We start from the raw sequence: 21609 nt of genomic DNA on the forward strand, positions 1-21609 counted from the left end.
GGCGAAGGCTTCATTCCGCCGCTTCCAACCAAAGCCGCTTGATCGTTCGCGCCTCACGCTCCGGCTTGTCGGCAAAGACCCAGCGGGCCCTGTTCAGCGCTTCCTCACGAGCAGTCTGCTGGCGTGAGATGATCGCTTCCAGCAAACGTGCGCGGTCGTCGCTTCCGTTGAAAAGATGCGGCTCGCGGTCCGCGACGTCGGATAGTATCGACAGGTCGAGATAGCGGCCGAGTACGTCGACCAGCGCCTTGGCCTCGAGTTGCTTGGCATGCATGGCCGCCGGCCAGATATCCCGCAGTAGCATATGGTGCATCCAGCAGTCCTGGCTGCGTTTGCGCAGGTCGTGAAAACTCTCGGCATGGGCGGCTTCCGCCTGGCATTCGGAGAGCGCCTGCATGGCCTTGTCGCCGTTCTTGCGCCAGCTTTTCTGGAAAAGGCGTGCGGTGTCGCGCCGGCCGCTCTCGAAGGAGGCACCCTTCAGCGCCTGGATCGCTTCGCCACAGGTGGCGATTGCCGCCCGTGCCTTGTCTTCAAGGTCGGTCTCTGCCTCTGACAAGCGGTCACGCCGGGTCGTCAGGAGGTCAGTGACGCGGGCGAGTGCGTGCAGCTCGTCCTCGGACGTCGCAGTCGCCTGCAGATAGTGGCTGACTTCGATCAGCGCCGTGGCGTCACGCACGCCTGAGAGCGTACGCGCCATGTCCCGAAGCCGGCTATTCTCCTGCTGCTGAAATTCCCGCGCGCGGGGGGCGATCAACCGATAAAGGCCGCGCACGCGCTTGATGTTCTTGCGTGCGGCATGTACCGCTTCGTGCAAACCCTGCGGACGATCCGTCAGGACGGCCATCGCCTTACCGAGTTGATGCGCGGCGACCCTTTGCACCTCGTCATCAAGAGGCCGGTCAGGCCGTATGCGATAGCTCATCGTATTCCTGTTCGAACTGCGTCGCGAGGGCCTGGTTGGAATAGCGGTATTCGCCGGTCACCTCGCGGCCGATCCAGTCCGGCAGCTCCGGATCGTCGCTTTCGTCCTCCATCTCGACCTCGGCGATCACGAGGCCGCGATGGGCGCCGCGGAAAACGTCCACTTCCCAGACAAATCCCTTGAAAGGCACCTTGTGGCGGGTCTTCTCGATGACGAGGCCGATTGCCGTTCCCAGCAATTCCTCCGCCTCGGGGATAGGGATTTCATACTCGAACTCGTCCCGCGTCATCGACCTGCCGATCTTGATCGTCAAGGTCGCCGTCTTGTCGTTCGTCAGCCTTATGCGCACTGAACGATCGTCCATGGAGGCGATATAGCCTTGTTTCAAGATGAGCTTCTCGGAGACGAAATCACGCCAGTGATCGCCGCGCACCAGAAACTTTCGCTCGATCTCTTTTGCCATGCGTTTGACATGCTCCACTGGCACAGATCACACTAGCCTATAGCAAGTTCTGACGATTTCCTACCCGTCGTATTTAACGCGAGCTTTTGTCTCGACAAGCACCTTCCGGAAGGCTATTCGAAGGCCGGATTTCAATCGTTTTAAGGGAGCGCACCGACCATGGGCGAGAAAACCGAGAAGCTTCTTTCCGTTCTGAAATTGCAGCCGGTCGTTCCCGTGCTGATCGTTGATGATGCAAAATCGGCCGTTCCGCTTGCCCGGGCGCTGGTTGCCGGCGGCCTGAAGGCAATCGAGATTACGCTGCGCACTGCCGGCGCGCTCGACGCCATCCGCGCCGTCGCCGAAGAGGTGGAGGGCGCCGAAGTCGGTGCCGGCACGATCCTGAACGTCGCCCAGTGGGACGCAGCCGTCGAAGCCGGTTCCAAGTTCATCGTCAGCCCCGGCACGACGCAGGAGCTTCTCGATGCCGCCCGTGCCTCGCATGTGCCGCTGCTGCCGGGTGCCGCCACGGCAAGCGAAGTCATGGCATTGCGCGAGGAAGGCTATACGGTGCTGAAGTTCTTCCCGGCCGAGCAGGCCGGCGGTGCTGCCTATCTCAAGGCTCTGTCTTCGCCGCTATCAGGCACGCTCTTCTGCCCGACCGGCGGCGTCTCGCTGAAGAACGCCCATGATTATCTGTCGCTGCCGAACGTCATCTGCGTCGGCGGTTCTTGGGTCGCGCCGAAAGAGCTGGTTACGGCCGGCGATTGGGCCGGGATCACCAAGCTGGCGGCCGAGGCTGCAGCGCTCAAGGGCTGAATGATTTTCCTCTGCTCGATTTCAAAAGCCCGCACAGATTGCGGGCTTTTTTCTGTGCAGCGGATTTGTATTTGCGGTTGCGCTTCCTATCTCCCTGTCACCATCACAAGGACGGAGGACCATCCACATGATCGACGCCCGCAAGCTTCTTGACCAATTTCTGGGATCGCAGGTTCCAGGAATGCAGGGAAGCGTGAAAGACAAGGCAACTCAGGCCATCAACCTCGCCAGGGATAACCCGATGGCGACCAGCGCCATCGCTGGTGTGCTGCTCGGGACGAAAACCGGGCGTCAGATTGCCGGCAATACCCTGGCGCTCGGTGGCCTCGCAGCCATCGCCGGGCTTGGCTATCAAGCCTACAAGAATTACAGGGACGGCAATCAGCCGCAGCCTGCTCCCCAATCCGCCCCGCAGGCCGAGCCGCAATTCCTGCCGCCGCCGTCGAACTCCGGTTTCAGCACTGCACCTGCCGTCGCAAGCAATGACTTTGCGCTCTCTCTGGTCCGGGCGATGATCGCGGCTGCCCGCGCCGACGGCCATATCGACGACGCGGAGCGTCAGCGCATTCTCGGTAAGGTGCAGGAGGCCGGCATCGGCTCCGAGGCGGAAGCCTTCTTCCAGCGCGAGCTTGCCAATCCCGTCGATCTCGACGCCATCGTCGCCTCGGCGCAGACCGAGGAGCAGCGGGTGCAGGTCTACGCGGCCTCGCGCCTTGCAATCGAGCCGGATTCCCGGGCCGAGCGCGGCTATCTCGATCTGCTTGCCGGGCGGCTCGGCCTGGCCGATGCGCTGGTCGATCATATCGAGGCGACGGTTGCGAGCGCCAAAGTCCAGCTCTGACGGATAGAGCGGTAAAGCGTTTCATGGGATCGCTTTACCGCTCTATGTTATTGTTTTTACGCAATTCTGGACGGAAAACCGCTGCGCACTTTTCCTGGAATTGCTCTGGGGCCCGGTTGCCTTTCGCCGACGGCTGGCCTAAGCCTTCGCCGGAACATTTCATGGCGTGCTAGGGATCGGCGATTTGACGGACAGAAAAAGCGACACCCGCTCGGCGGCGATCGCCGCCGGCATTATCCTGCTGGTCGCAACAGCCGTGCTTTATCTCATGCCGAACGTCATCGTCTGGCTCGGAACGATTTCGCCATGGCTCGGTACCGGCTTCGGCGTATTGGTCATCCTGGCCTTCTTCTTCGTGTTCTGGCTCAGGGCTCGCTATCAAAGGCGCAAGGGCCTGTAGGTACCCGTCAGGTCTGCAGCGAGGCGCCGAGCAGGATGACGCCGGTGCAGATGACCAGCAAAGCACCAAAAATTTCGATGCCATTGCCGACCCATGTCGACAGCTTCGAGCCGCGGCCGGTGAAACGCACGGCGGTGCCCTTCGCGAAAACGGCGATGATGGCAAGCAGCGAGACGGTGAGGGCCGTGCCGATCGACATGGCGAGCACGGACAGCAGCCCGCCGAGATAAAGACCGTTCAGCATCGAGAAGGTCATGACCAGCAGCGCGCCGGAGCAGGGCCGCAAGCCCACAGCGATGATCGCCGACGCGGCTTCACGGGCGCTGAATTTCTCGTTCGACAGCATTTTCGGATCGGGGAGATGCGCATGGCCACAGGTCTCGCAGACGGCGCCGTCGCCTGTCGCGTGAGCGGGGTCATAGCATTGATAGCCATCGGCGGCAGGCATGGCAGCTGCGCGGCCGCGGGAAAAGCCTCTGGCCGGGCCTGTTCCGGTTGCGGCGTCTTCGAAAAGCGCCAGGCTGATCGGGCCTGCTGAGGTCGCCAGCTGGACCTCGCGGTACTGTGCCCTGTTCCGGATCATCGTGCGCAGCTTGCGAAACAGAAGCCAGCCGCCGAACAGGATGACCATGACGAAGCTCGCGATCTCCATGGCGTTGGTGGCCATCGTCATGGTGATGCCGGAGCCGCGCAGGACGAAATAAGCGGCTCCGACCACGAGGACCGCGACGACACCCTGGATGAGCGCGGAGACGAACGAGATGGCGATGCCGCGCTTCAGCTCGATTTCATTGGCGACCATATAGGAGGAGATGACCGCCTTGCCGTGGCCAGGGCCGGCCGCGTGGAAGATGCCGTAGGCAAAGGAGAGGCCGATCAAGGTCCAGAGTTCCCAGGGATCCCGGCGCATGGCCTCGATCGACTTGGTGAGCGCGCGATAGAAAGCCTGCTGCTCGTAGTTCACGTATAGGAAGATGGGCGCCAGTGGGCCGCCTGTCGGCTGGAAGCTCGGTTCGGCCGTGCCGATGCCCAGCGGGGATCCCGTGGCATGCGCAAGGCCGGCTGCCGCAAGAAAGGCAAGCATCGCCACCGGAAGCAACCGCCATGGTTTCGAAATCAGCATTGGACGTCTATCCGCGTTGCGAAAAGCTTCGACATGGTCGTTCCGGTCGGATCGTTGAAGAAGGCATCCGTCAATGTCGTTCTGTTTTCGGCGATGACTTCGTCCGGATTGGGGCGGACGACCTGGTGCGTGCAGCTTTTGAAGGCGTCGCCCTCCGTCACCAGCTCCTGGTCGGTCGGGAAGTCGATCGATGTGTAGAGCGTCGGGTCGTAGATGCCGAAGCTGAGCTTGTTGCCCTTCGTCAGCGGCATCGGCTCGGACGGCTTGACGGCGAAGAACATGAGAAGCTGGCCGTCGCGATAATCGACATTGATGACGTCGGGCTTGGCCACCTTGATCGTTTTGCCGTTGAGCGTCAGGTTTGTGTAGTAGTCATAGTCGGCAAGGGAATCGCGTACTGTCTTGCCGACTTCCTTCAGCTCGTCGGGATCGAGTTTCAGATTGGTGTTCTTGTCGAAATCCATCAGCACCGAGGAAGAGAACACCTCATCGAAGCGCCAGACGTTGCGCAGTTCCTGTACATTGCCGTCCGGCCCGGCCAGAACCTCCAGGCGCGCTTCCACGAAAATATGCGGATGCGCCGACACCACGGCGGGCGCGAGCAGTAGACCCCCGGCGAGGGCGACAGCGTGGACAATCGTGGATTTTCTCATGCGTCCGATGTGTTTCGTGAGCATTGATTCACTTCGACTTCTGGTCAGAAAATAAGACGGAATTGGGACCGGTCGGCCCGTCTGCGCCGCTCAGCCGTTCTTGCGGAACCAGTTATGCAGGTAGTCCACAAACATGCGCACCTTTGCCGGGAGATAGCGGCGATGCGGATAGACCGCATAGATGCCGCGATCGGTCGGAAGATAATCGTTGAACAGCGTCAGCAGCTGTCCGCTTTCGATCGCCTTGCGACCGATGAAATCCGGAACGGTGGCGATGCCGAGGCCTGACAGCGCGGCACGCAGCGTCGCATGCGGGCTGTTGACTTCAAGCGTGCCGTTGATGGCGACGTTGAAGGTGCTGCTGTCGGCATCGATGAAGCGAATATTGCCTTGCGAACGGTTGTTGCTGTCGATGATGAAAGGCATACGTGCAAGATCGGTCGGGTGCTCCAACGTCGGATAGCGGTCGAGGAATTCCTGGGTTGCGCAGAGATGGACGCGGAAATCCGAGATCTTGCGGGCGATCATGCCGGAATCCTCGAGCTTGGTGATGCGGACGGCCACATCGAAGCCTTCCTCGATCAGATCCACGAAACGGTCGTCGGCGGCGATCTCCAGGGCGAGATCGGGATTTTCCTTGGCGAAGTCGATCAGCGACTGCCCGACCTCGGCGTCGACGAAGGTGCGCGGCACCGAAACGCGCAGCCGCCCCTTGAGCTGCTGGTTGTTCTCGCGGACGAGGTCGGCGAGATTGTCGATCTCCTTCAATATATCCGAGGCCGTACGATAATAGGTGTGGCCGGCCTCCGTCATGGAGAACTGGCGGGTGGTGCGGTTGAGCAGCAGCGCGCCGAGCTCGTCTTCGAGCTCGCGGACATATTTCGAGAGGAGCGCCTTGGAGCGTCCGGTCTTGCGCGCAGCCGCCGAAAACCCCTCGGCTTCCACCACATCGATAAAGGCGCGAATCCGGGTCAACGTGTCCATGGTGAAGCCTCCCGTTAATTGTTGCCGGATGTTGAACAAAACCCGCCGGTTTGTTCAATTATTTTTTTAGGACGCGGGTGAAAAATTTTCTTGATTATGACGGCGAATGTACCTATTTCCCGGTCAGCCCAAAGTCGCACGTGCCCGTGGGTGTCCGCCGATCCTCGATGTGGTGAGAAAATCGGTAAGGTACCTGGAACTAACCCCTCCAGTCGCTATTTCGGCCAACCGAAAAATGCGAGGACATCTAAAGCAACGACGGTGCGGGCCTTTTTGTTCTCTCCCGGCTTTCCATCAGCCGGGGTTACTGAAGAGGCACACCTTCATTGCCGGAAGTGCGGTTGGGATAATCCCTCCAATCCATGGCAGACAAAGCGAATTAGCGCCGCTTGCGGCACTCGTTCATTATCCGCGCTTCGCGCATTCGCACGGTACCGGGGTCTCCACCGGCTGGTTCCTGAGCGAATGAGCGTCGCCCTTTGTCCTCTGGGTCTTTCCCCGGAGCTATTGGAATTGAAAGGGAATTGACATGACCACGCAACGTATTCGCGACTTTCTCGCTACCCGACGTCCGGACGGTCCCTGCCTGGTGGTTGATCTCGATGTCGTCCGCGACAATTTTCGTGCCTTCCGTCATGCCATGCCGGACAGCGCCATCTACTATGCTGTCAAGGCCAACCCGGCTCCGGAAGTGCTGCGCCTGCTCGCAAGCCTCGGCTCCAACTTCGATTGCGCGTCCGTCGCTGAAATCGAAATGGCGCTCGATGCTGGCGCGACGGCCGCTCGCATCTCCTTCGGCAACACGATCAAGAAGGAGCGCGATATCGCCCGTGCGCATGCGCTCGGCATCAGCCTCTTCGCCGTCGACAGCCACGAGGAAGTCGAGAAGATTTCCCGTGCCGCTCCCGGCGCTCGCGTGTTCTGCCGTGTCCTGACGGATGGCGAAGGCGCCGAATGGCCGCTGTCGCGCAAGTTTGGCTGCGTCCCGCAGATGGCTGTCGACGTGCTCGTCTACGCTCATCAGCTGGGTCTGGAATCCTACGGCGTGTCTTTCCACGTCGGCTCGCAGATGACCAAGGTCGATGCCTGGGATGCTGCTCTCGCCGATGCCAAGCGGGTCTTCGTCTCGCTGGCCAAGCAGGGCATCCACCTGCAGATGGTCAACATGGGCGGCGGTTTCCCGACCAAGTATCTGCGCGACGTCCCGTCGGCTGAAGCCTATGGCAAGGCGATCTTTGCGTCTCTGCGCGCCCATTTCGGTAACCAGATCCCGCACACGATCATCGAGCCGGGCCGCGGCATGGTCGGCAATGCCGGCGTGATCAAGGCTGAAGTCGTCCTGATTTCGAAGAAGTCGGACAACGATGCTGCCCGCTGGGTCTTCCTCGACATCGGCAAGTTCGGCGGTCTCGCCGAAACCATGGACGAGGCGATCCGCTACCCGATCCGCACCGAGCGCGACGGCGACGAGATGGAAGCCTGCGTCATCGCCGGCCCGACCTGCGATTCGGCCGACGTGCTCTATGAAAAGAACCTCTATCCGTTGCCGGTGACGCTCACCATCGGCGACGAGGTCCTGATCGAAGGCACCGGCGCCTACACCACGACCTATTCGGCTGTTGCGTTCAACGGGTTCGATCCGCTGAAGGCCTACATCATCTGAGGTCTGACTTTGCCGACCCCGTAGTCAGCCGGGGCGGCACCTTCACAATTATTTGTCACCACCGCTGATAACGGTATTGGGCAACGGGAGGCCGAGATGGCCGCTGTTCTTGATTCTGTCCGCGCATTCTTTGCGCCCACCACTTTCACACTCGACCTGGAAAACGCAGGCGATGTCGTTGCTCGCGAAAATCTGCTCGACCGCGCCATGGGCGCCGGTCGCCGCAAGAAGTCGTCCGAAAAGCTACGCCGGGGCCGTGTTCCGGCCGAAGGCCTGGCGCTGGTCGCCCGCGACCGCACCGGCCATGTCATCGGCACGGTTCGCCTGTGGAACGTCGAGGCTGGTGTCGATCGCGAGACCCGTCCGGTCGATGCGCTGTTGCTCGGCCCGCTGGCCGTCGATCCTGCGTGTGAAGGCAAGGGTATGGGCTCGGCGCTGATGCGCGCTGCCATCCTGGAAGCCAAGAAGCGCGGCCATGGCGCCATCCTGCTCGTCGGCGATGCGCCCTATTACGAGCGTTTCGGCTTCTTTGCCGAAAAGACCCGCCATCTCGTCATGCCAGGCCCGTTCCAGCGCGAGCGTTTCCTGGCGCTCGAACTGAAGGACGGCTGGCTCAATGGCTCTGCCGGCATCATCGTCGCCAGCGGTCGCAAGCTTGCCCAGCCGCCTGTCGCAAGGGTCGCCTGAGACGCCGAGGCTGCCTCGCAAACCGCAGCGAGACAGCCTCAATTTGCTATGTTGAATTAAGAGAACCGCAAGCGGCCTGTCGTATCCTCGAACTCTCAGAGGGTCGACAAGGGACGATGTCATCATGGTGCTGGATCTGCGGACGATCTATGTTGTCTGTGGTTTCGCTTGTCTTGTGCTGGGCTGCGTGCAGCTTCTCGCGTTTGCGACGGGACGTTTCGAACGCTGGCCTCTGTGGTGGGGCGCCAGCAATGTGCTGTTGGGCTTTGGCTCTCTCGGCGTCGCCTTGCGCGATATCGCTCCGGATTTCATAACGGTCGGCTTGGCGAACAGCCTGACGCTTGCGGGTTACATAGCCTTGCTCGCGGCTATCAAGATCTTTGCCGGAAAACCCATCAATTTACGGAGATATGCTACCGTTATCGCCATCGGCTCGTTGCCCTTGTTCCTTGTTTTCGGTGACGGCGCCAGCTATTTGCCGCGCATCGCCTATCTCTCCTTCATCTTCAGTTTCTGTGATCTCGCGATCATGCGTGAGGGATACAGGCTTGTCCGGCGCGAGACATTGGTTTCCGGCTGGATCCTCGTTGGCCTTTTTGCCCCGACAGCGGTGATTTTTGCCGGGCGGGCGACACTCGCCCTCCTCGGACGGCTGGGTGGCGACGGCCTGTTCGACAAACCCAGCGGCGATCAGTGGCTGGCGCTGACGGCCGCGGTTTTCATCTGTCTGCGCGGCATTACCATTGTTCTGATGGCTTCCGAACGCAGCCGCAACAAGCTGATTGAGCTTGCCCATCACGATCCTCTTACCGGTGCGATGAACCGCAGCGGTCTTGCCAGCGCCTATACGCGGCTGGCCGGAAGGCTGCCCGTCGCCGTGTTCCTGATCGACATCGATCATTTCAAAACGCTCAACGACAGCCATGGCCATGCGGTGGGGGATCGCATCCTCAGTCTCTTCGTGCAGGTGGCGAAATCGCAGCTTGGCGTCCGAGGCATCGTGGCACGTCAGGGCGGGGATGAATTCGTGCTCGTCGTCGAACACACCGCGGCGGACGAGGCGGTGCGACTGGCGCAACGCATTCGTGCAGCCTTCGCCGATGCCATGTCGCGGGAAAGCGACCTACAGATCTCGCCGACTCTGTCGATCGGTATTGCCGAGGGCCGCAACAGCCTCGAACGGCTCCTGGAAAGAGCTGACGAAGCCGTTTACCGCGCCAAGCGCAACGGGCGGGATCGCGTCGAGGTTCAGACCCTGAAGCCCGGAGAGGCCGTTGAAAAAGCGGCTTAATTCGCCGCCTTTACACTTTCCTTCGCAGGGTCGTATCCGTCCGTCAGCGTCTTCAGGAAGGCGACGACATCGTTGATCTCGGCGTCGTTGAGCGCCGGTGTGTCGCCGAGCTTGCGGTTCATCGGCGCGTCGATGACGTCGATATTGGCCCGATACTGCTCAGGCAGATCATTGTATTTCATCACCTTGCCACCGGCATCCTTCGGGTAGATCTCATCCGGATTGGTGTCGCGCTTGACGTAGAAGCGCGTCACGTCCTCGAGCGTGCGATAGACGCCATTGTGGAAGAAGACGTGGCGAGCGGCGACGTTGCGCAATGTCGGCGTCTTGAACAGCCCGCAATTCTGCGCCTGGGCGGAATAGGTGTCGTTGCGCAGCGGGCCACAAATGCCGGTGTCGTCGTAATGCGGATCGGCATTGGCCGGGATGGCTGGATTGCGCGGCGCTCCCAAGGCTTCGAATTCGAAATCGGTGAAGTTTGGCATCTGCCCGTCGCCGGTCATCTTGTCGAGGTGACACGAGGCGCAATTGCCCTTGCTTGGATCATCGAACAGCTTCAATCCTCGCGCTTCGGCATCCGTGAGCACCGCCTTGCCGCGAAGGTAATAATCATATTTGCTCGTATAGGGATGAAAGGATGGCTCCTCGATCTGGTAGCGGGCAAGGGCGAAGCCGATTTCGGCGATCGTCATGTCCTGATCGTTGAGGATATTCTCGCCGAAGAGCGCCGAGATGTCCCTGCCATAGCCCTTCTTCAATTTCGCATAGACGGTGCCCGCATCCACATTCGCCATTTCGAACGGTGAGATCATCGGCTGCAAAGCCTGCTCTTCCAGCGAATCGACGCGTCCATCCCAGAACATTCCGCCTTGCGGCACCAGATCCGGAGCGGTCGAATCGGCCTTGACGACGGCTTGCGCCGTCAGCGGCCCGGCTATGGCCGCCGGCGCGTTGGCGAGTGCTACGCCTGAGGCTTCAATCATCGGCGCGGCTTCGGTAGCCTCGTCGGCAGCGCTTTCAGCCCCGACCGAGAAGGAAGGCGTCGACATCTTGTAGGCGAGGCTCGGCACGGCGCGGATGCCCGGTTGGTCGAGATGCGGACCGCCGAGCTGCACGGCGCGGTCGTTGGCGGGCGCATAATGATTGCCGGGATCGTGGCAGGTGGCGCAGGACATCTGGTCGCCGCCCGATAGCGTCGGATCGAAAAACAGCCGCTTGCCGAGCTGGGCCACGGCACTCAGCGGCGCCTGGTCGTCATAGCCGTCCGTGGCGGCAGCATTGGCGGCCGGCTTGCTTGCCGCGCCGATGGCCGCACTCGCGAGCGATATGCCCGCGAGTGCGATGAAGGGCAGGAGACGGCGGTTGATCTGCAAGGGCATTTTCCGTCCCCCTTTATGCATCAAGAGGCCTGGTTGCCGGTCTTCGTGTCGAGGATCAGCTTCGGCGTATCGCCGCCCTTGGACCAGTCGAACATAGCCTTCAGCGAGCCGGAAATGGCATCGAACGAGCCGCCGCCAAGGCGGCTGCCGCCCATCCAGTTATCCTCGATGAAACGCATGACGGAGGTCTGGTCGGTCAGCGTATGATCGACGAAGTTGACCTTGGAGTAGGGCGAGATGACCAGCAGCGGCTGGCGCGTGCCGTAGCCGCAACGACCCTGGGCCGGCTGACCGTTGACGCCAGGCAGCGGCGTGCCGGTCGAACAGCTGTCGCCGCCGCTCAACACGTCATAGCCCTTGACGCCGAGCTTGGACGGATTGACCACTGCGTGGGCGTGATCATACCAGCCGTCGGAGTCATCATAGAGAAGGATGATGGCGGTGTCCTTCCAGTCCGGCGAGTCCTGAACGGTGTTGACCACCTGGGTCACGAATTCCTGCTCGTCGAGCGGGTCGGAATAGCCGGCATGGCCGTCCTGATACGCAGGCGCCTTCAGGAAGCTGACGGCCGGCATGTTGCCGTTCTTCAGGGCCGCATAGAAGTCGGTTGTGTCGTACTGATGGTTGGCGACGTCCGTCGTGCCGATCGCGGCCACGGAGGACGGGCGCGCATGCGTTGGGTTGGCCGTCGAGGCGTAGTACTGGAACGGCTGGTGATGCGGGATGTAGTCGGCACTGTTGACCTTGGTGACGGTCGAGGTGGTCGCGCGCTTGCAGCCGGTCGTGCCGTCGGGATTGGTCAGCGTCACGTCGAAGCCGCCTTCGAAGAAGCCCCAGGTGATCTTATGCTCGTTCAGCATGTCGCCGATGTTCTTGCCATACATCAGGGCCGTCTGGCCGGCCGAGCAGACGTCGCCCGTCGGGTCGAAATCGCTGATGGCGGTCCAGCCGCCGCTGCCATCGGGCACGATGCGACCCTTGGAATAGGTGCCGTCGCTTTCCAGCGTGTAGCCGGGCGGCAGGATGGCGCCATTGGTCTGGCCGGAGATGAGGTTCAGCGCGCCGGGGGTCGAGGGGCCGAAATTGGTGGAGAAGGAATTGTCGTTCAGTGCGTAATGCTGGGCGTAGTTCCAGAGGGCGGTGACGGTGTTGCCGTCATAATAGCCCATGACCTGGCCCTTGGTGCCGAAGGCGCCGGCCGCACCCTTGGTGCCGTGACCGGTATTGGCCGGAAAGAGGTCCATGGCGAAATTGTTATAGGCGGCCTGTTCGGCCGTATAGCCATGGTTCTGGGACTGGGTGGCCGCCTGCGTGCGATCGAGGCGGAAGGGGGCTGCGGCGTCGGCACCGTTCGCCGTGTTGGTCTTGTTCGGATTGTTGTCCAGCAGGCCGGAATTTGCGAGTGTGTTGATGTCGGCCGGCGTGTTGTCGGCGGCCTTGAATTCCGGCTCGCCGGCGATGTTGGCTGCCTTGGGGTAGGTCGCGAAGTAGTGGTCGAAGGAGACGTTCTCCTGGAAAATAACGACCAGGTGCTTGATCGGCGTTGCGGTATTCGTCGCGGGCGCCATATCGGCGGCGCTGGCGGTGGAACAGAGCGAAATAAGTGCAAGCGCGCTGCCGGCTGCAAGGGCGGCGCGACGCGAAAGACTGGTCATCGTCATATCCTCTTCGAGTGGGGGCATTGCTCCGGCGCTTGTTGCGCCGCGCCGGGCATAGAGAACTCTTTCGAGCTATCAACGGAGTATGACAGTTCCATGAAGGGGAGAAAAATTGCACGCGTGAGAGGTGCGGCTGGCGGCTGTTTTTGCTGAAATGAAGGAGGGGTTTGTATGCTGGCAAGGCATGAGGCGCTGGCGATGCTACCTTATGTCACGGGCGGGGGTAGGCAGCTGATCACCCGCCCTCGTGGTTCGAGACGGCCCTGTGGGCCTCCTCACCATGAGGACTAGTCCTTCCCTACTTGGCGGCAAGGAAGGCTCAATCGTTTGTCGTGGCTCCGAACTCACCCAACCTTATCCTTAGGTGCGCAGCGCCCTAAGCCTGTCGAAGGGGGGCGGAGCCTCGAAGGACGGGGCGGCCACGGTCCCTCAGAGATCGAGGCTAGATATTCTGATCCATCGTTTCCGCCGGGATCTCATCGGCGGGGTGGATGCGAACGACCGTGGCCGGGACGCCGGCAACGGTGCAGTGGGGTGGTACGGCTTTCACCACGACGCTGCCCGCCGCCACCTTGCTGAAGGCGCCGACTTCGATATTGCCGAGGATCTTGGCGCCGGCGCCGATCATCACCCCATGGCGGATTTTCGGATGCCGGTCCCCACTCTCCTTGCCGGTGCCGCCAAGCGTGACGTTCTGCAGGATGGAAACTTCGTCCTCGATCACGGCTGTCTCGCCGATGACGATGCCGGAGCCATGATCGAGCATGATGGAAGAGCCGATCCTGGCCGCCGGATGGATATCCGGGCCGAAGACGAGCGAGACGAGGTTGGAAAGCCAGCTGGCGATTTCGGTGCGGCCTTCGGTCCAGAGCACATGGGCGATGCGGTGGGTCTGCAGGGCGTGAAAGCCCTTCAAATTCAAAAGCGCATGCAGATAGGTCGAGCAGGCGGGATCGCGGGTGCGTACGGCGACGAGATCGGCTTCGGTTGCTTGCAGGATTGCGACATGCCGCACCAGCACGCCGGAGAGCAGCGAAAGCAGATCGTCGTGCTCGATCCGGACGACGCAAAGCCGTGCGGCGAGCACATTGGCGAGGCTCTCGGCATCCGAGCGGCTGGCAAGAATCTGCGCCTGCAGCAGCGGGGCGAGCGTCGGCTCGCGCTCAGCGAGTTCGGCGGCCTCGCGACGGATCACATCCCAGACGCTTTCGGCTGAGGCAGGGGTCTTTCCGGCGATTGCCGTTCCTGACTGGGGCATGATCTTGTCTTTCTGTTTAACCGGAGACGTCGACGACGCCGCAATCGCCGGCTTCGGAGGCGAAGGCCAGCAGCTTGCCGGACTTGCTCCAGCTCATCGATGTGATCGCACCCTTGCCTGGCCGGCGCAAGAGCGCTTCCTTGGCGTCGCCGAGGCGGACCGCCAGGATCATGCCGTCGATGAAGCCGATGGCGAGGATATCCTCGGCGGCGTGGAACTTTACCGAGGTCGCCATGATGTTGGCGCGGGTGCCGAGCTCGAGCGGCGCCTTGCCCATCGGTCCGTCCTTGCCCTGGAAGGGCCAGACGATCGCCGCCGGCGCACCGGAAGAGGCGAGCCACTTGCCCTTGTTGGACCAGGACAGGGATTTCACCTTGGCGGGATAGCCCGTCATGCGCATATGTCGCGCCTCGGCGCCCGGTTTGGCGTCCAGCTTCCAGCCGTGCAGGGCGTTTTCCTGCATGGTTGTCACGATGAACTGACCGTCCGGCGAGAAGGTGACGCCGGTATGGGCGCCCTTCCATTCTAGATTGACCGGCTGCGCGCTCATGCCAACCCAGTGCAGCGATACGCCGTTGTAGCGGGCGACGGCTATACGTATGCCCTTGGGAGCGAAGGCGATGCCTTCGACCGTGCGCTCTTCCGGAAATTCCTTCGTCGAGCCGTCGGCCAGCCGCACGAAAGTGCTCTTGCCGTAGGAATAGGCGACCGAACCCTGCGGACCGGCGGCAATCTGCCCGATCCATTTGCGCGGGGCTTCGGCGAGAACCGTCACACTGCCATCGGCCGCAATCCGCAGGACCTTGCCGTCCTCGCCGCCGGAAATCAGGCTGTCGCTATGGGGATCGTGAATGCAGGTCAGCATGCCCCGATGGGCCTCGGTGACCTTGTCTCCACCCTCGAGGCGATGGATTGCGCCGGCGGCGCTGGCGAAGAAGGGGGTGTCCCCTAAAAATTCGACGGCCAGAACGTGGCCGTCGATATCAAGCGGAGCGACAGTCGGCATCAGGCAGACGCCTCGCAGGCCTTGAAGCTTGCTTCCAGTTTTTCGCGGTCAAGCTCGCGGCCGATGAAGACCAGGCGGCTCTCATGCTTTTCGCCATCCTTCCAGGCACGCTGATGGTCGCCCTCGATGATCATGTGCACGCCTTGGACGACATAGCGCTCCGGATCGTTCTTGAAGGCGATGATGCCCTTGAGGCGCAGGATGTTCGGTCCCTGGGTCTGCGTGATCTTCTGGATCCAGGGGAAGAAACGCTCCGCATTCATCTCGCCGCCGCGCAGCGACACCGACTGCACCGTCACGTCGTGGATGGGCGAAGGGCCGTGGTTATGGTGGCTGTGGTCATGATCATGGTGGTGATGGTCGTGGTCATGATGGTGGTGATCATGGTCGTGATGGTCATAATCGCAATCCGGGCCGCAGACATGATCCTCATGATCGTGATCGAGGAAATGCGGGTCGTTTTCCAGTGCGCGTTCCAGATTGAAGGCGCCCTGGTTCAGCACGCGGGCGAGGTCGACGCCGGAGCGGGTCGTCTTGTAGACGCGGGCGGCCGGGTTGATCGCACGGACGATGTCCTCAATCTGCGCCAGCTCTTCCGGCGATACGAGGTCGGACTTGTTGATGACGACGACATCGGCAAAGGCGATCTGGTCTTCGGCCTCGCGGCTGTCCTTCAGGCGCAGCGGCAGGTGCTTGGCGTCGACGAGTGCGACGACGGCATCGAGTTCCGTCTTGGCGCGGACATCGTCATCCATGAAGAAGGTCTGGGCGACGGGAACAGGATCGGCAAGGCCTGTCGTTTCGACGATGATGCCGTCAAAGCGGCCAGGGCGGCGCATCAGGCCTTCGACGACTCGGATGAGGTCGCCGCGCACCGTGCAGCAGACGCAGCCATTGTTCATCTCGTAGATTTCTTCGTCCGACTCGACGATGAGGTCGTTGTCGATGCCGATCTCGCCGAATTCGTTGACGATGACGGCGTATTTCTTGCCGTGGTTTTCGGAGAGAATGCGATTGAGCAGCGTCGTCTTGCCGGCGCCGAGATAGCCGGTGAGAACGGTGACGGGAATGGGCTTTTGCGTGGCTGTTTCGGTCATGGGAGCCTCGAAATATGGAAGGTTGCCCCGGGGAGCGGACATTGGTCGGGTTCCATATAAGGAGTTGGCAGCGTCAGTTCAAAGGCTTTTGTATGTTATAAGATCACATTAGGTTTGGGATGGCTGGCTCAATGTCGGTCTGTGAGAAATCATTGCCGATGAAGAGGAGAGGGCATCCGAATTCCTTGGCGATCGCATAAGCAAAGCAGTCGCCGTAATTCAGGGCGGCTGGATGAATTCCCTTGCCCCAACGCGAATACGCATCTGCGGCACGCTCCGCGCGTTCCGAGGTGACTTCGATAACCTCGATCGCAGGCGAGGTCAGAAGCTCCCGCATTTGCTGACTGAAGCCGCGCCGTGTCGCAACAATGAGTGCTTCGAGCATTGTTCCTGCTGAGATAAGGACGCGATTTTCACTCTCAAACACGACTTCGCATGCTGAAGCGTGCAGCTCATTTGCAAGCATCGCAACAAGAGCCGAAGTATCGATGACAATCACTTGGGCAAGCCATGTTCATCGTACAGGAAATCCTGGCTTCCGGCGGCATCGGGGCCTGGAGGCAAGTTTTTCTTCCTGATCTCCTCCTGCAGCCTTTTGATCAGATTTTCCTTTTCCGCGGATGTCATGGGCTTTTTCACTGGCTGTATGCGTGCAGCCGGCAGACCATCCTGTGTCAGGACAACTTCCTCGCCTTGCTTTGCAAGTCGTACCAATTCTTTGAGTTGGCCCTCCGCATCATCGAGGGAAATACGCATATCTGCCTCCCGGCGGACAAAGATAATTGCTGATAATATGATGGATTGCGCCGCTTGATACAAGCGATCGGCTATCGCAGCTTCGTCACATCGAACCGATCGACATCCTGCAAAAGCTCCACCAGCCCTCGCACCGTATGCGCGACTAGCTGCTCGCCCTTTGCCGCCGTTGCGGCGCCCGCATTGCCGGTGACACCCTGCGTGTTCAAATCGGACATCTTCCAGCCGAAGGCATGCGGCCCATAGGCTCGCAAGTGCTTGAAGCGCTGTATATAGTCGGACTGCCGGGATGGGAAATCCGCGGCCTTCGACATATCGACCTTTTCAGGGTGCAGGGCGAGCATGACCGATGTCTCGATATCGCCGCCGTGAATGTCGATGGCCTTGTCATCAGGCGCGATCAGTCCGTCCGGAATGCCGAAGCGGGTCCAGCTGGTCGCCACCGCCAGCATGGCGAAGCGCACGCGCGCTTCCGTCGCGACGATGGTCATGAGCGGCGAGTTGCCGCCGTGAGCATTGAGCATGACGAGTTTGCGGATGCCGAGCCCGCTCATCCGCTCGGCAATGCCGAGCCAGCGCCTGATGGCTTCGTCGGAGTCCAGGGTCCTCGAACCGGCGACGTCCATATGCTCGACGGAGTAGCCGACAGGCTCGACGGCCAGGAAGGTGACAGGTAAATTGGCGGGCAAGGCGACCTTCAGACGCGAGACGATGCCTTCGGCGATCAGCGTGTCGGTCTCGAAGGGCAGATGCGGGCCGTGTTGCTCATAGGCGCCAAGCGGCAGCACGGCGATCCAGTTTGCCCGCTCCCGCGGCGTCAATGTCCTATCATTGTCGTCGAAACATGGCAAAGGATGCGCCATCTGAGGGTGTGCCTCTTGTTTATGTCAATAACCTGCGCAATGTCATAGCGTGATGGCGCATCGGCGAAAAGGTCAACGGAATCACGATGGGTAAGAAGAACAAGGTCGGGAAGAAAAGTAAGTCAGGTAAAAAGAAGGATCACCGCGACTATACGCTTGCCGATCTGTCGCCCGCGTTAACGCAGGCGGCGCGGTCGATGCGTACGGTGATAACGCGGAGCCTGACGGCGAGCGGTCTCTATGCCGGGCAGGACGGTGTCATCCTCGCACTGGCGACAACCGACGGTCTTCCGGCTGGGTCGCTGGCGCAGAAGCTCGGCGTCAAGGCGCCGACGATGACGCGTACGATCGGCCGCATGGAGGCGCAGGGCTTCGTCGAGCGCCGGCCGGATGCCGAAGATGCCCGGCTGACCAAGGTCTACCTTACCGAGGCGGGACGCAACAGCGTCAGCGAGATTGAAAGCTCGGCCGCCACCTGCGATGAACTCGCCACACGCGGCTTCTCCGAGAAGGACATCCGCTCGCTCGTGCGCCTGCTCAAGGCGATCGAAAGCAATCTCCAGGCCGGCGATGACGACGAGGACGAAGACGAATTCTGAGAATCCCCGAGAATTCGAGTTGCACGACGTGATTAAACCTTTTAATTAAATATTTTAAATTCCGGAATCGTAAAACGACGGAATGTGAATATGGCTGCGTTTCACGGGGAGGGTGCGCGTGGCGCAAAAGATAAAGCTTTCGACGATTGCGGAAACGCTTGGCATTTCAACGGCAACAGTATCCTTAGCCTTACGCGACAGCCCGCTGGTCGCGACCAACACGCGCGAAAAGATCAAGGATCAGGCTCGCGCGCTGGGCTATATCTACAACCGCCGCGCGGCCAGTCTCAGGACGTCGCGATCCGGGATCATCGGCGTCGTCGTCCATGACATCATGAACCCCTTTTACGGGGAAATTCTCAAGGCGATCGAAAGCGAGCTCGACCGCAGCCGCCACACCTTCATCCTTTCCAACCATTATGATTCGGTCGAGAAGCAGCGGACCTTCATCGAGACGCTGCTGCAGCTCGGTGGCGACGGTGTCATCATGTCGCCGGCGATCGGAACGCCGCCTGAAGATTTCGAGCTGGCAGAAGCAAACGGTATGCCGGCCATCCTCGTGGCGCGCCAGATCGAGGCTCTCGATCTGCCGACCTTTCGCGGCGACGACAGCTACGGAATTTCGCTTGCGACCAACCACCTGATCAGCCTCGGTCATCGCACCATCGCCATGATCGGCGGCACGGATCAGACCTCGACCGGGCGTGACCGCTATCAGGGCTATGTCAATGCGCTGCGCAAGGCGGGCATCGAAGTGGACCCCGATCTGCGCATTCCCGGCGCGCGCTCCAAGCAGGGCGGTTTCGAGGCGGCCGTGCATTTCCTGTCTCTGCCGCAGAAGCCGACCGCGGCCGTCTGCTGGAACGATCTGGTCGCCATCGGCCTGATGAACGGCATTTCCCGCGCCGGCCTCGTGCCGGGACGGGACATCTCGGTCACCGGCTATGACGATCTGGAGGAAGCGGCGATCGCAACGCCTGCGCTGACCACCGTGTGGAACGGCCAGGCCGAGGTCGGAAGGCTTGCAGCGCGAGCACTTTTGGATAGGTTAGCGGGAAGCCATGAGCCGGATGGTATTCATCTTATCAAGCCGGAAATGCGCATCCGCCAGTCGACGACGCCCTACAAAGCTCGCCAGTAGCGCCGAACCGTATCTCAAGAGGAAGATCCATGTCCGATAATCGCATTACCGTCCTCGTTCCGGGGAAGATACACCCGCGTGTTCTTGAAAGGCTCGGGAAGCAATTCGATGTCGTCTCCGTTGATCGCAACGACGAGCCTCAGGTCGATGCGAACGTCGCGGCGCGCGTGCGTGGCATCGCGGTCGCCGGCGGCGTGAATGCCGCCTGGATCGATGCCTTTCCGCATCTGGAAGTCATCGCCAATTTCGGCGTCGGTTATGACGGCATCGATGTCAAGCATGCCGCCTCGAAGGGGATCGTCGTCACCAACACGCCCGATGTCCTGAACGATGAAGTTGCCGATACGGCGATCGCCTTGCTGCTGAACACGCTGCGGCAATTTCCGAAAGCGGAAAGCTGGCTGCGCGATGGGCGCTGGGTGAAGGATGGAGCCTTTCCGCTCTCGCCCTTCTCGATGAAGGGGCGTCGCGTCGGCATTTATGGTCTCGGCCGCATCGGCCTGGAGATCGCGAGAAGGCTTGAGCCGTTCAAGGTGAAGATCGGCTACCACACGCGCTCGCCGCGCGACTCGTTGCCCTACGACTACTATCCGACCCTGAAGGAGATGGCTCAATCGGTGGATACGCTGATCTCCATCGTGCCGAAGACGCCGGAAACGCACAAGGTGATCAATGCTGAGATCCTGTCGGCGCTCGGACCGCAGGGCGTATTCATCAATGTCGGCCGCGGCTGGTCCGTCGACGACGATGCGTTGATTGCAGCGCTCGGCAACGGAACGCTCGGCGCCGCCGGCCTCGACGTCTTCTACGACGAGCCCAATGTCCCGGCCGGCTATCTCTCGCTGCCGAACGTTTCGCTATTGCCGCATGTGGCTTCCGCCTCCGTGCCGACGCGAGACGCGATGGCCGATCTCGTTGCCGACAACATCATCGAGTGGTTCGCGAAGGGCAAGCCGCTGACGCCGGTGCCGGAAACTCCGGTCAAGCCGCGCGGCTGATCAAATGGCTTTTTGCTGATGAGGAGCGGCGACCGGCCGCTCCTTGCTCGCAGCATAGTCGCGCACGGCGTCGCCGAATGCGACAAAGAGCTTGCGTGACGGCGAGTCCGTTTCCGCCCAATATTCCGGGTGCCATTGCACGCCGACGGCAAAGGCCTTCGCGCCGATGACGGAGACGGCTTCGATCGTGCCGTCTTCGGCAAGCGCCTCCACCTGCAGTCTCGGGGCCGTATCGGCAATCGCTTGGCGATGCAGCGAGTTGACCCGCACTTCGCCCGGGCCGACGACGCGGGCGATGCAGGAGCCTTCCTTGACGAAAACGCTCTGGCGGATGGAATACATCGTATCGCGATCGACATTCTGCGGCTTGCGATGGTCCCAGATGCCCGGCTGTTCCTGGATCTCGCTGGCAAGCGTACCGCCGAGGGCAACGTTCAGTTCCTGAATGCCGCGGCAGATGGCAAGCATGGGAATGGCGCGATCGATGGCCCGGCGGATGAGCGGCAAAGATGTCGCATCGCGTGCCGGATCGAAGGGGCCGTCGCTTTCACGAGCCTCCTTGCCATAGAGCGATGGATGCACGTTGCTGGCAGAGCCGGAGACGAGCAGTCCGTCGACGCGGTCCAGAATGGCGTCCGCATCACTGTCTTCTTCCAGCGCCGGGACGATCAGCACCGTCAGCCCGGCAGCCTTGACGGCCGCCCGGACATATTGTTGCTGCACCGCATGCCAGGTCGCGCCGTCGAACTCGCGGATATCGGCGGGAATGGCGATAATCGGTCTGGACATTCAAGGCTCCGGAAGATGCGAAATGGTTATTCGTTGAAACCCCTGGATGATCATGATGTCAATCCGAGGGCGGATTATCCCTGCTGCAAATCTACGCGAAGAGCGCTCCGCCGGCAACGCGGAGTGGTTTCGATAAGGCTTTGTTTCCGTTCGTCATGAGGATGTACAGGAATCGCCATAATGCGATGCGAAAGCAAACTTGAAAGACCGTGTGCGGCGTGGTTAGTTCCATCGCTTGCG

23 protein-coding genes are annotated in these 21609 nt (G+C 61.1%); 9 read left to right on the top strand and 14 right to left on the bottom strand.

Annotated features, from left to right (window positions below; genetic code table 11):
- Positions 1-10 precede the first annotated feature (10 nt).
- Both JTP94_RS26200 and JTP94_RS26205 read right to left on the bottom strand, forming a co-directional pair.
- The gene (locus JTP94_RS26200; protein ID WP_204853337.1) at positions 11-922 is read right to left on the bottom strand and encodes a CHAD domain-containing protein; all 912 of its coding nucleotides are present in this window, start codon (positions 920-922) and stop codon (positions 11-13) included.
- Positions 900-1385: a CYTH domain-containing protein gene (locus tag JTP94_RS26205; RefSeq protein WP_204853338.1), complete on the bottom strand. Its 486-nt coding sequence runs from the start codon at positions 1383-1385 to the stop codon at positions 900-902. The genes JTP94_RS26200 and JTP94_RS26205 overlap by 23 nt, the downstream gene beginning before the upstream one ends.
- A 159-nt stretch (positions 1386-1544) precedes the next feature.
- Between JTP94_RS26205 and JTP94_RS26210 the strand changes: the two genes are divergently transcribed.
- From JTP94_RS26210 to JTP94_RS26220, 3 genes are all read left to right on the top strand, one after another.
- Positions 1545-2183 (top strand): 2-dehydro-3-deoxy-phosphogluconate aldolase, encoded by a 639-nt coding sequence (locus JTP94_RS26210; protein WP_204853339.1) that lies wholly within the window; start codon positions 1545-1547, stop codon positions 2181-2183.
- Positions 2184-2310: 127 nt separating this feature from the next.
- A complete protein-coding gene (locus JTP94_RS26215; protein ID WP_204853340.1) occupies positions 2311-3024 on the top strand; it encodes a tellurite resistance TerB family protein in 714 nt (237 codons plus the stop codon).
- Between the two features lie 184 nt (positions 3025-3208).
- Positions 3209-3424 (top strand): hypothetical protein, encoded by a 216-nt coding sequence (locus JTP94_RS26220; protein ID WP_034505356.1) that lies wholly within the window; start codon positions 3209-3211, stop codon positions 3422-3424.
- Positions 3425-3431: 7 nt separating this feature from the next.
- On the opposite strand, the gene JTP94_RS26225 is transcribed toward JTP94_RS26220, so the two are convergent.
- From JTP94_RS26225 to JTP94_RS26235, 3 genes are all read right to left on the bottom strand, one after another.
- Positions 3432-4547, bottom strand: coding sequence for a nickel/cobalt transporter (locus tag JTP94_RS26225; protein WP_204853341.1), 1116 nt, complete (start codon positions 4545-4547; stop codon positions 3432-3434).
- Complete coding sequence (locus tag JTP94_RS26230; RefSeq protein WP_204853394.1) at positions 4541-5200, bottom strand: DUF1007 family protein; 660 nt, start codon at positions 5198-5200, stop codon at positions 4541-4543. The genes JTP94_RS26225 and JTP94_RS26230 overlap by 7 nt, the downstream gene beginning before the upstream one ends.
- 90 nt (positions 5201-5290) lie before the next feature.
- A complete protein-coding gene (locus JTP94_RS26235) occupies positions 5291-6184 on the bottom strand; it encodes a LysR family transcriptional regulator (protein ID WP_204853342.1) in 894 nt (297 codons plus the stop codon).
- 529 nt (positions 6185-6713) lie between these two features.
- On the opposite strand from JTP94_RS26235, the gene odc2 reads away from it, so the two are divergent.
- The 3 genes from odc2 to JTP94_RS26250 all read left to right on the top strand — a co-directional run bounded on the left by odc2 (position 6714) and on the right by JTP94_RS26250 (position 9825).
- Positions 6714-7847, top strand: coding sequence for an ornithine/lysine decarboxylase (odc2, locus tag JTP94_RS26240; protein WP_037196325.1), 1134 nt, complete (start codon positions 6714-6716; stop codon positions 7845-7847).
- Positions 7848-7943: 96 nt separating this feature from the next.
- Positions 7944-8534, top strand: coding sequence for a GNAT family N-acetyltransferase (locus JTP94_RS26245; protein WP_204853343.1), 591 nt, complete (start codon positions 7944-7946; stop codon positions 8532-8534).
- A gap of 124 nt (positions 8535-8658) precedes the next feature.
- Positions 8659-9825: a diguanylate cyclase gene (locus JTP94_RS26250; RefSeq protein ID WP_204853344.1), complete on the top strand. Its 1167-nt coding sequence runs from the start codon at positions 8659-8661 to the stop codon at positions 9823-9825.
- Here JTP94_RS26250 and JTP94_RS26255 read toward each other — a convergent pair.
- From JTP94_RS26255 to JTP94_RS26290, 8 genes are all read right to left on the bottom strand, one after another.
- Positions 9822-11204, bottom strand: a complete 1383-nt coding sequence (locus JTP94_RS26255; RefSeq protein ID WP_204853345.1) for a cytochrome-c peroxidase — start codon at positions 11202-11204, stop codon at positions 9822-9824. The genes JTP94_RS26250 and JTP94_RS26255 overlap by 4 nt on opposite strands.
- Positions 11205-11224: 20 nt before the next feature.
- Entirely contained in the window at positions 11225-12859 is a 1635-nt protein-coding gene (locus tag JTP94_RS26260; protein WP_204853346.1) for a phospholipase C, read from the bottom strand.
- A 445-nt stretch (positions 12860-13304) separates the two neighbouring features.
- On the bottom strand, positions 13305-14120 hold the full coding sequence (gene cysE / locus JTP94_RS26265) for a serine O-acetyltransferase (RefSeq protein WP_204853347.1): 816 nt from the start codon (positions 14118-14120) through the stop codon (positions 13305-13307).
- A gap of 16 nt (positions 14121-14136) precedes the next feature.
- Positions 14137-15126 (bottom strand): WD40 repeat domain-containing protein, encoded by a 990-nt coding sequence (locus tag JTP94_RS26270; protein WP_204853348.1) that lies wholly within the window; start codon positions 15124-15126, stop codon positions 14137-14139.
- Positions 15126-16223: a GTP-binding protein gene (locus JTP94_RS26275; protein WP_204853349.1), complete on the bottom strand. Its 1098-nt coding sequence runs from the start codon at positions 16221-16223 to the stop codon at positions 15126-15128. The genes JTP94_RS26270 and JTP94_RS26275 overlap by 1 nt, the downstream gene beginning before the upstream one ends.
- A 103-nt stretch (positions 16224-16326) precedes the next feature.
- Entirely contained in the window at positions 16327-16722 is a 396-nt protein-coding gene (locus JTP94_RS26280; RefSeq protein WP_204853350.1) for a PIN domain-containing protein, read from the bottom strand.
- Positions 16719-16979, bottom strand: a complete 261-nt coding sequence (locus tag JTP94_RS26285; RefSeq protein WP_204853351.1) for a type II toxin-antitoxin system Phd/YefM family antitoxin — start codon at positions 16977-16979, stop codon at positions 16719-16721. Before JTP94_RS26285 ends, JTP94_RS26280 begins: the two co-directional genes overlap by 4 nt.
- A 71-nt stretch (positions 16980-17050) precedes the next feature.
- A complete protein-coding gene (locus JTP94_RS26290) occupies positions 17051-17842 on the bottom strand; it encodes a creatininase family protein (RefSeq protein WP_204853352.1) in 792 nt (263 codons plus the stop codon).
- A gap of 86 nt (positions 17843-17928) precedes the next feature.
- Here JTP94_RS26290 and JTP94_RS26295 point away from each other — a divergent pair, with 86 nt between their 5' ends.
- From JTP94_RS26295 to JTP94_RS26305, 3 genes are all read left to right on the top strand, one after another.
- Entirely contained in the window at positions 17929-18441 is a 513-nt protein-coding gene (locus JTP94_RS26295; protein WP_204853353.1) for a MarR family winged helix-turn-helix transcriptional regulator, read from the top strand.
- Between the two features lie 118 nt (positions 18442-18559).
- Positions 18560-19582: a LacI family DNA-binding transcriptional regulator gene (locus JTP94_RS26300; protein ID WP_204853354.1), complete on the top strand. Its 1023-nt coding sequence runs from the start codon at positions 18560-18562 to the stop codon at positions 19580-19582.
- Between the two features lie 29 nt (positions 19583-19611).
- On the top strand, positions 19612-20580 hold the full coding sequence (locus tag JTP94_RS26305) for a 2-hydroxyacid dehydrogenase (protein WP_204853355.1): 969 nt from the start codon (positions 19612-19614) through the stop codon (positions 20578-20580).
- Here JTP94_RS26305 and JTP94_RS26310 read toward each other — a convergent pair whose 3' ends face one another.
- The gene (locus JTP94_RS26310; RefSeq protein WP_204853356.1) at positions 20581-21369 is read right to left on the bottom strand and encodes a gamma-glutamyl-gamma-aminobutyrate hydrolase family protein; all 789 of its coding nucleotides are present in this window, start codon (positions 21367-21369) and stop codon (positions 20581-20583) included.
- Positions 21370-21609: the final 240 nt, after the last annotated feature.

This window comes from Martinezella lusitana (genome assembly GCF_016901135.1).
Classification (GTDB): domain Bacteria; phylum Pseudomonadota; class Alphaproteobacteria; order Rhizobiales; family Rhizobiaceae; genus Rhizobium; species Rhizobium lusitanum_D.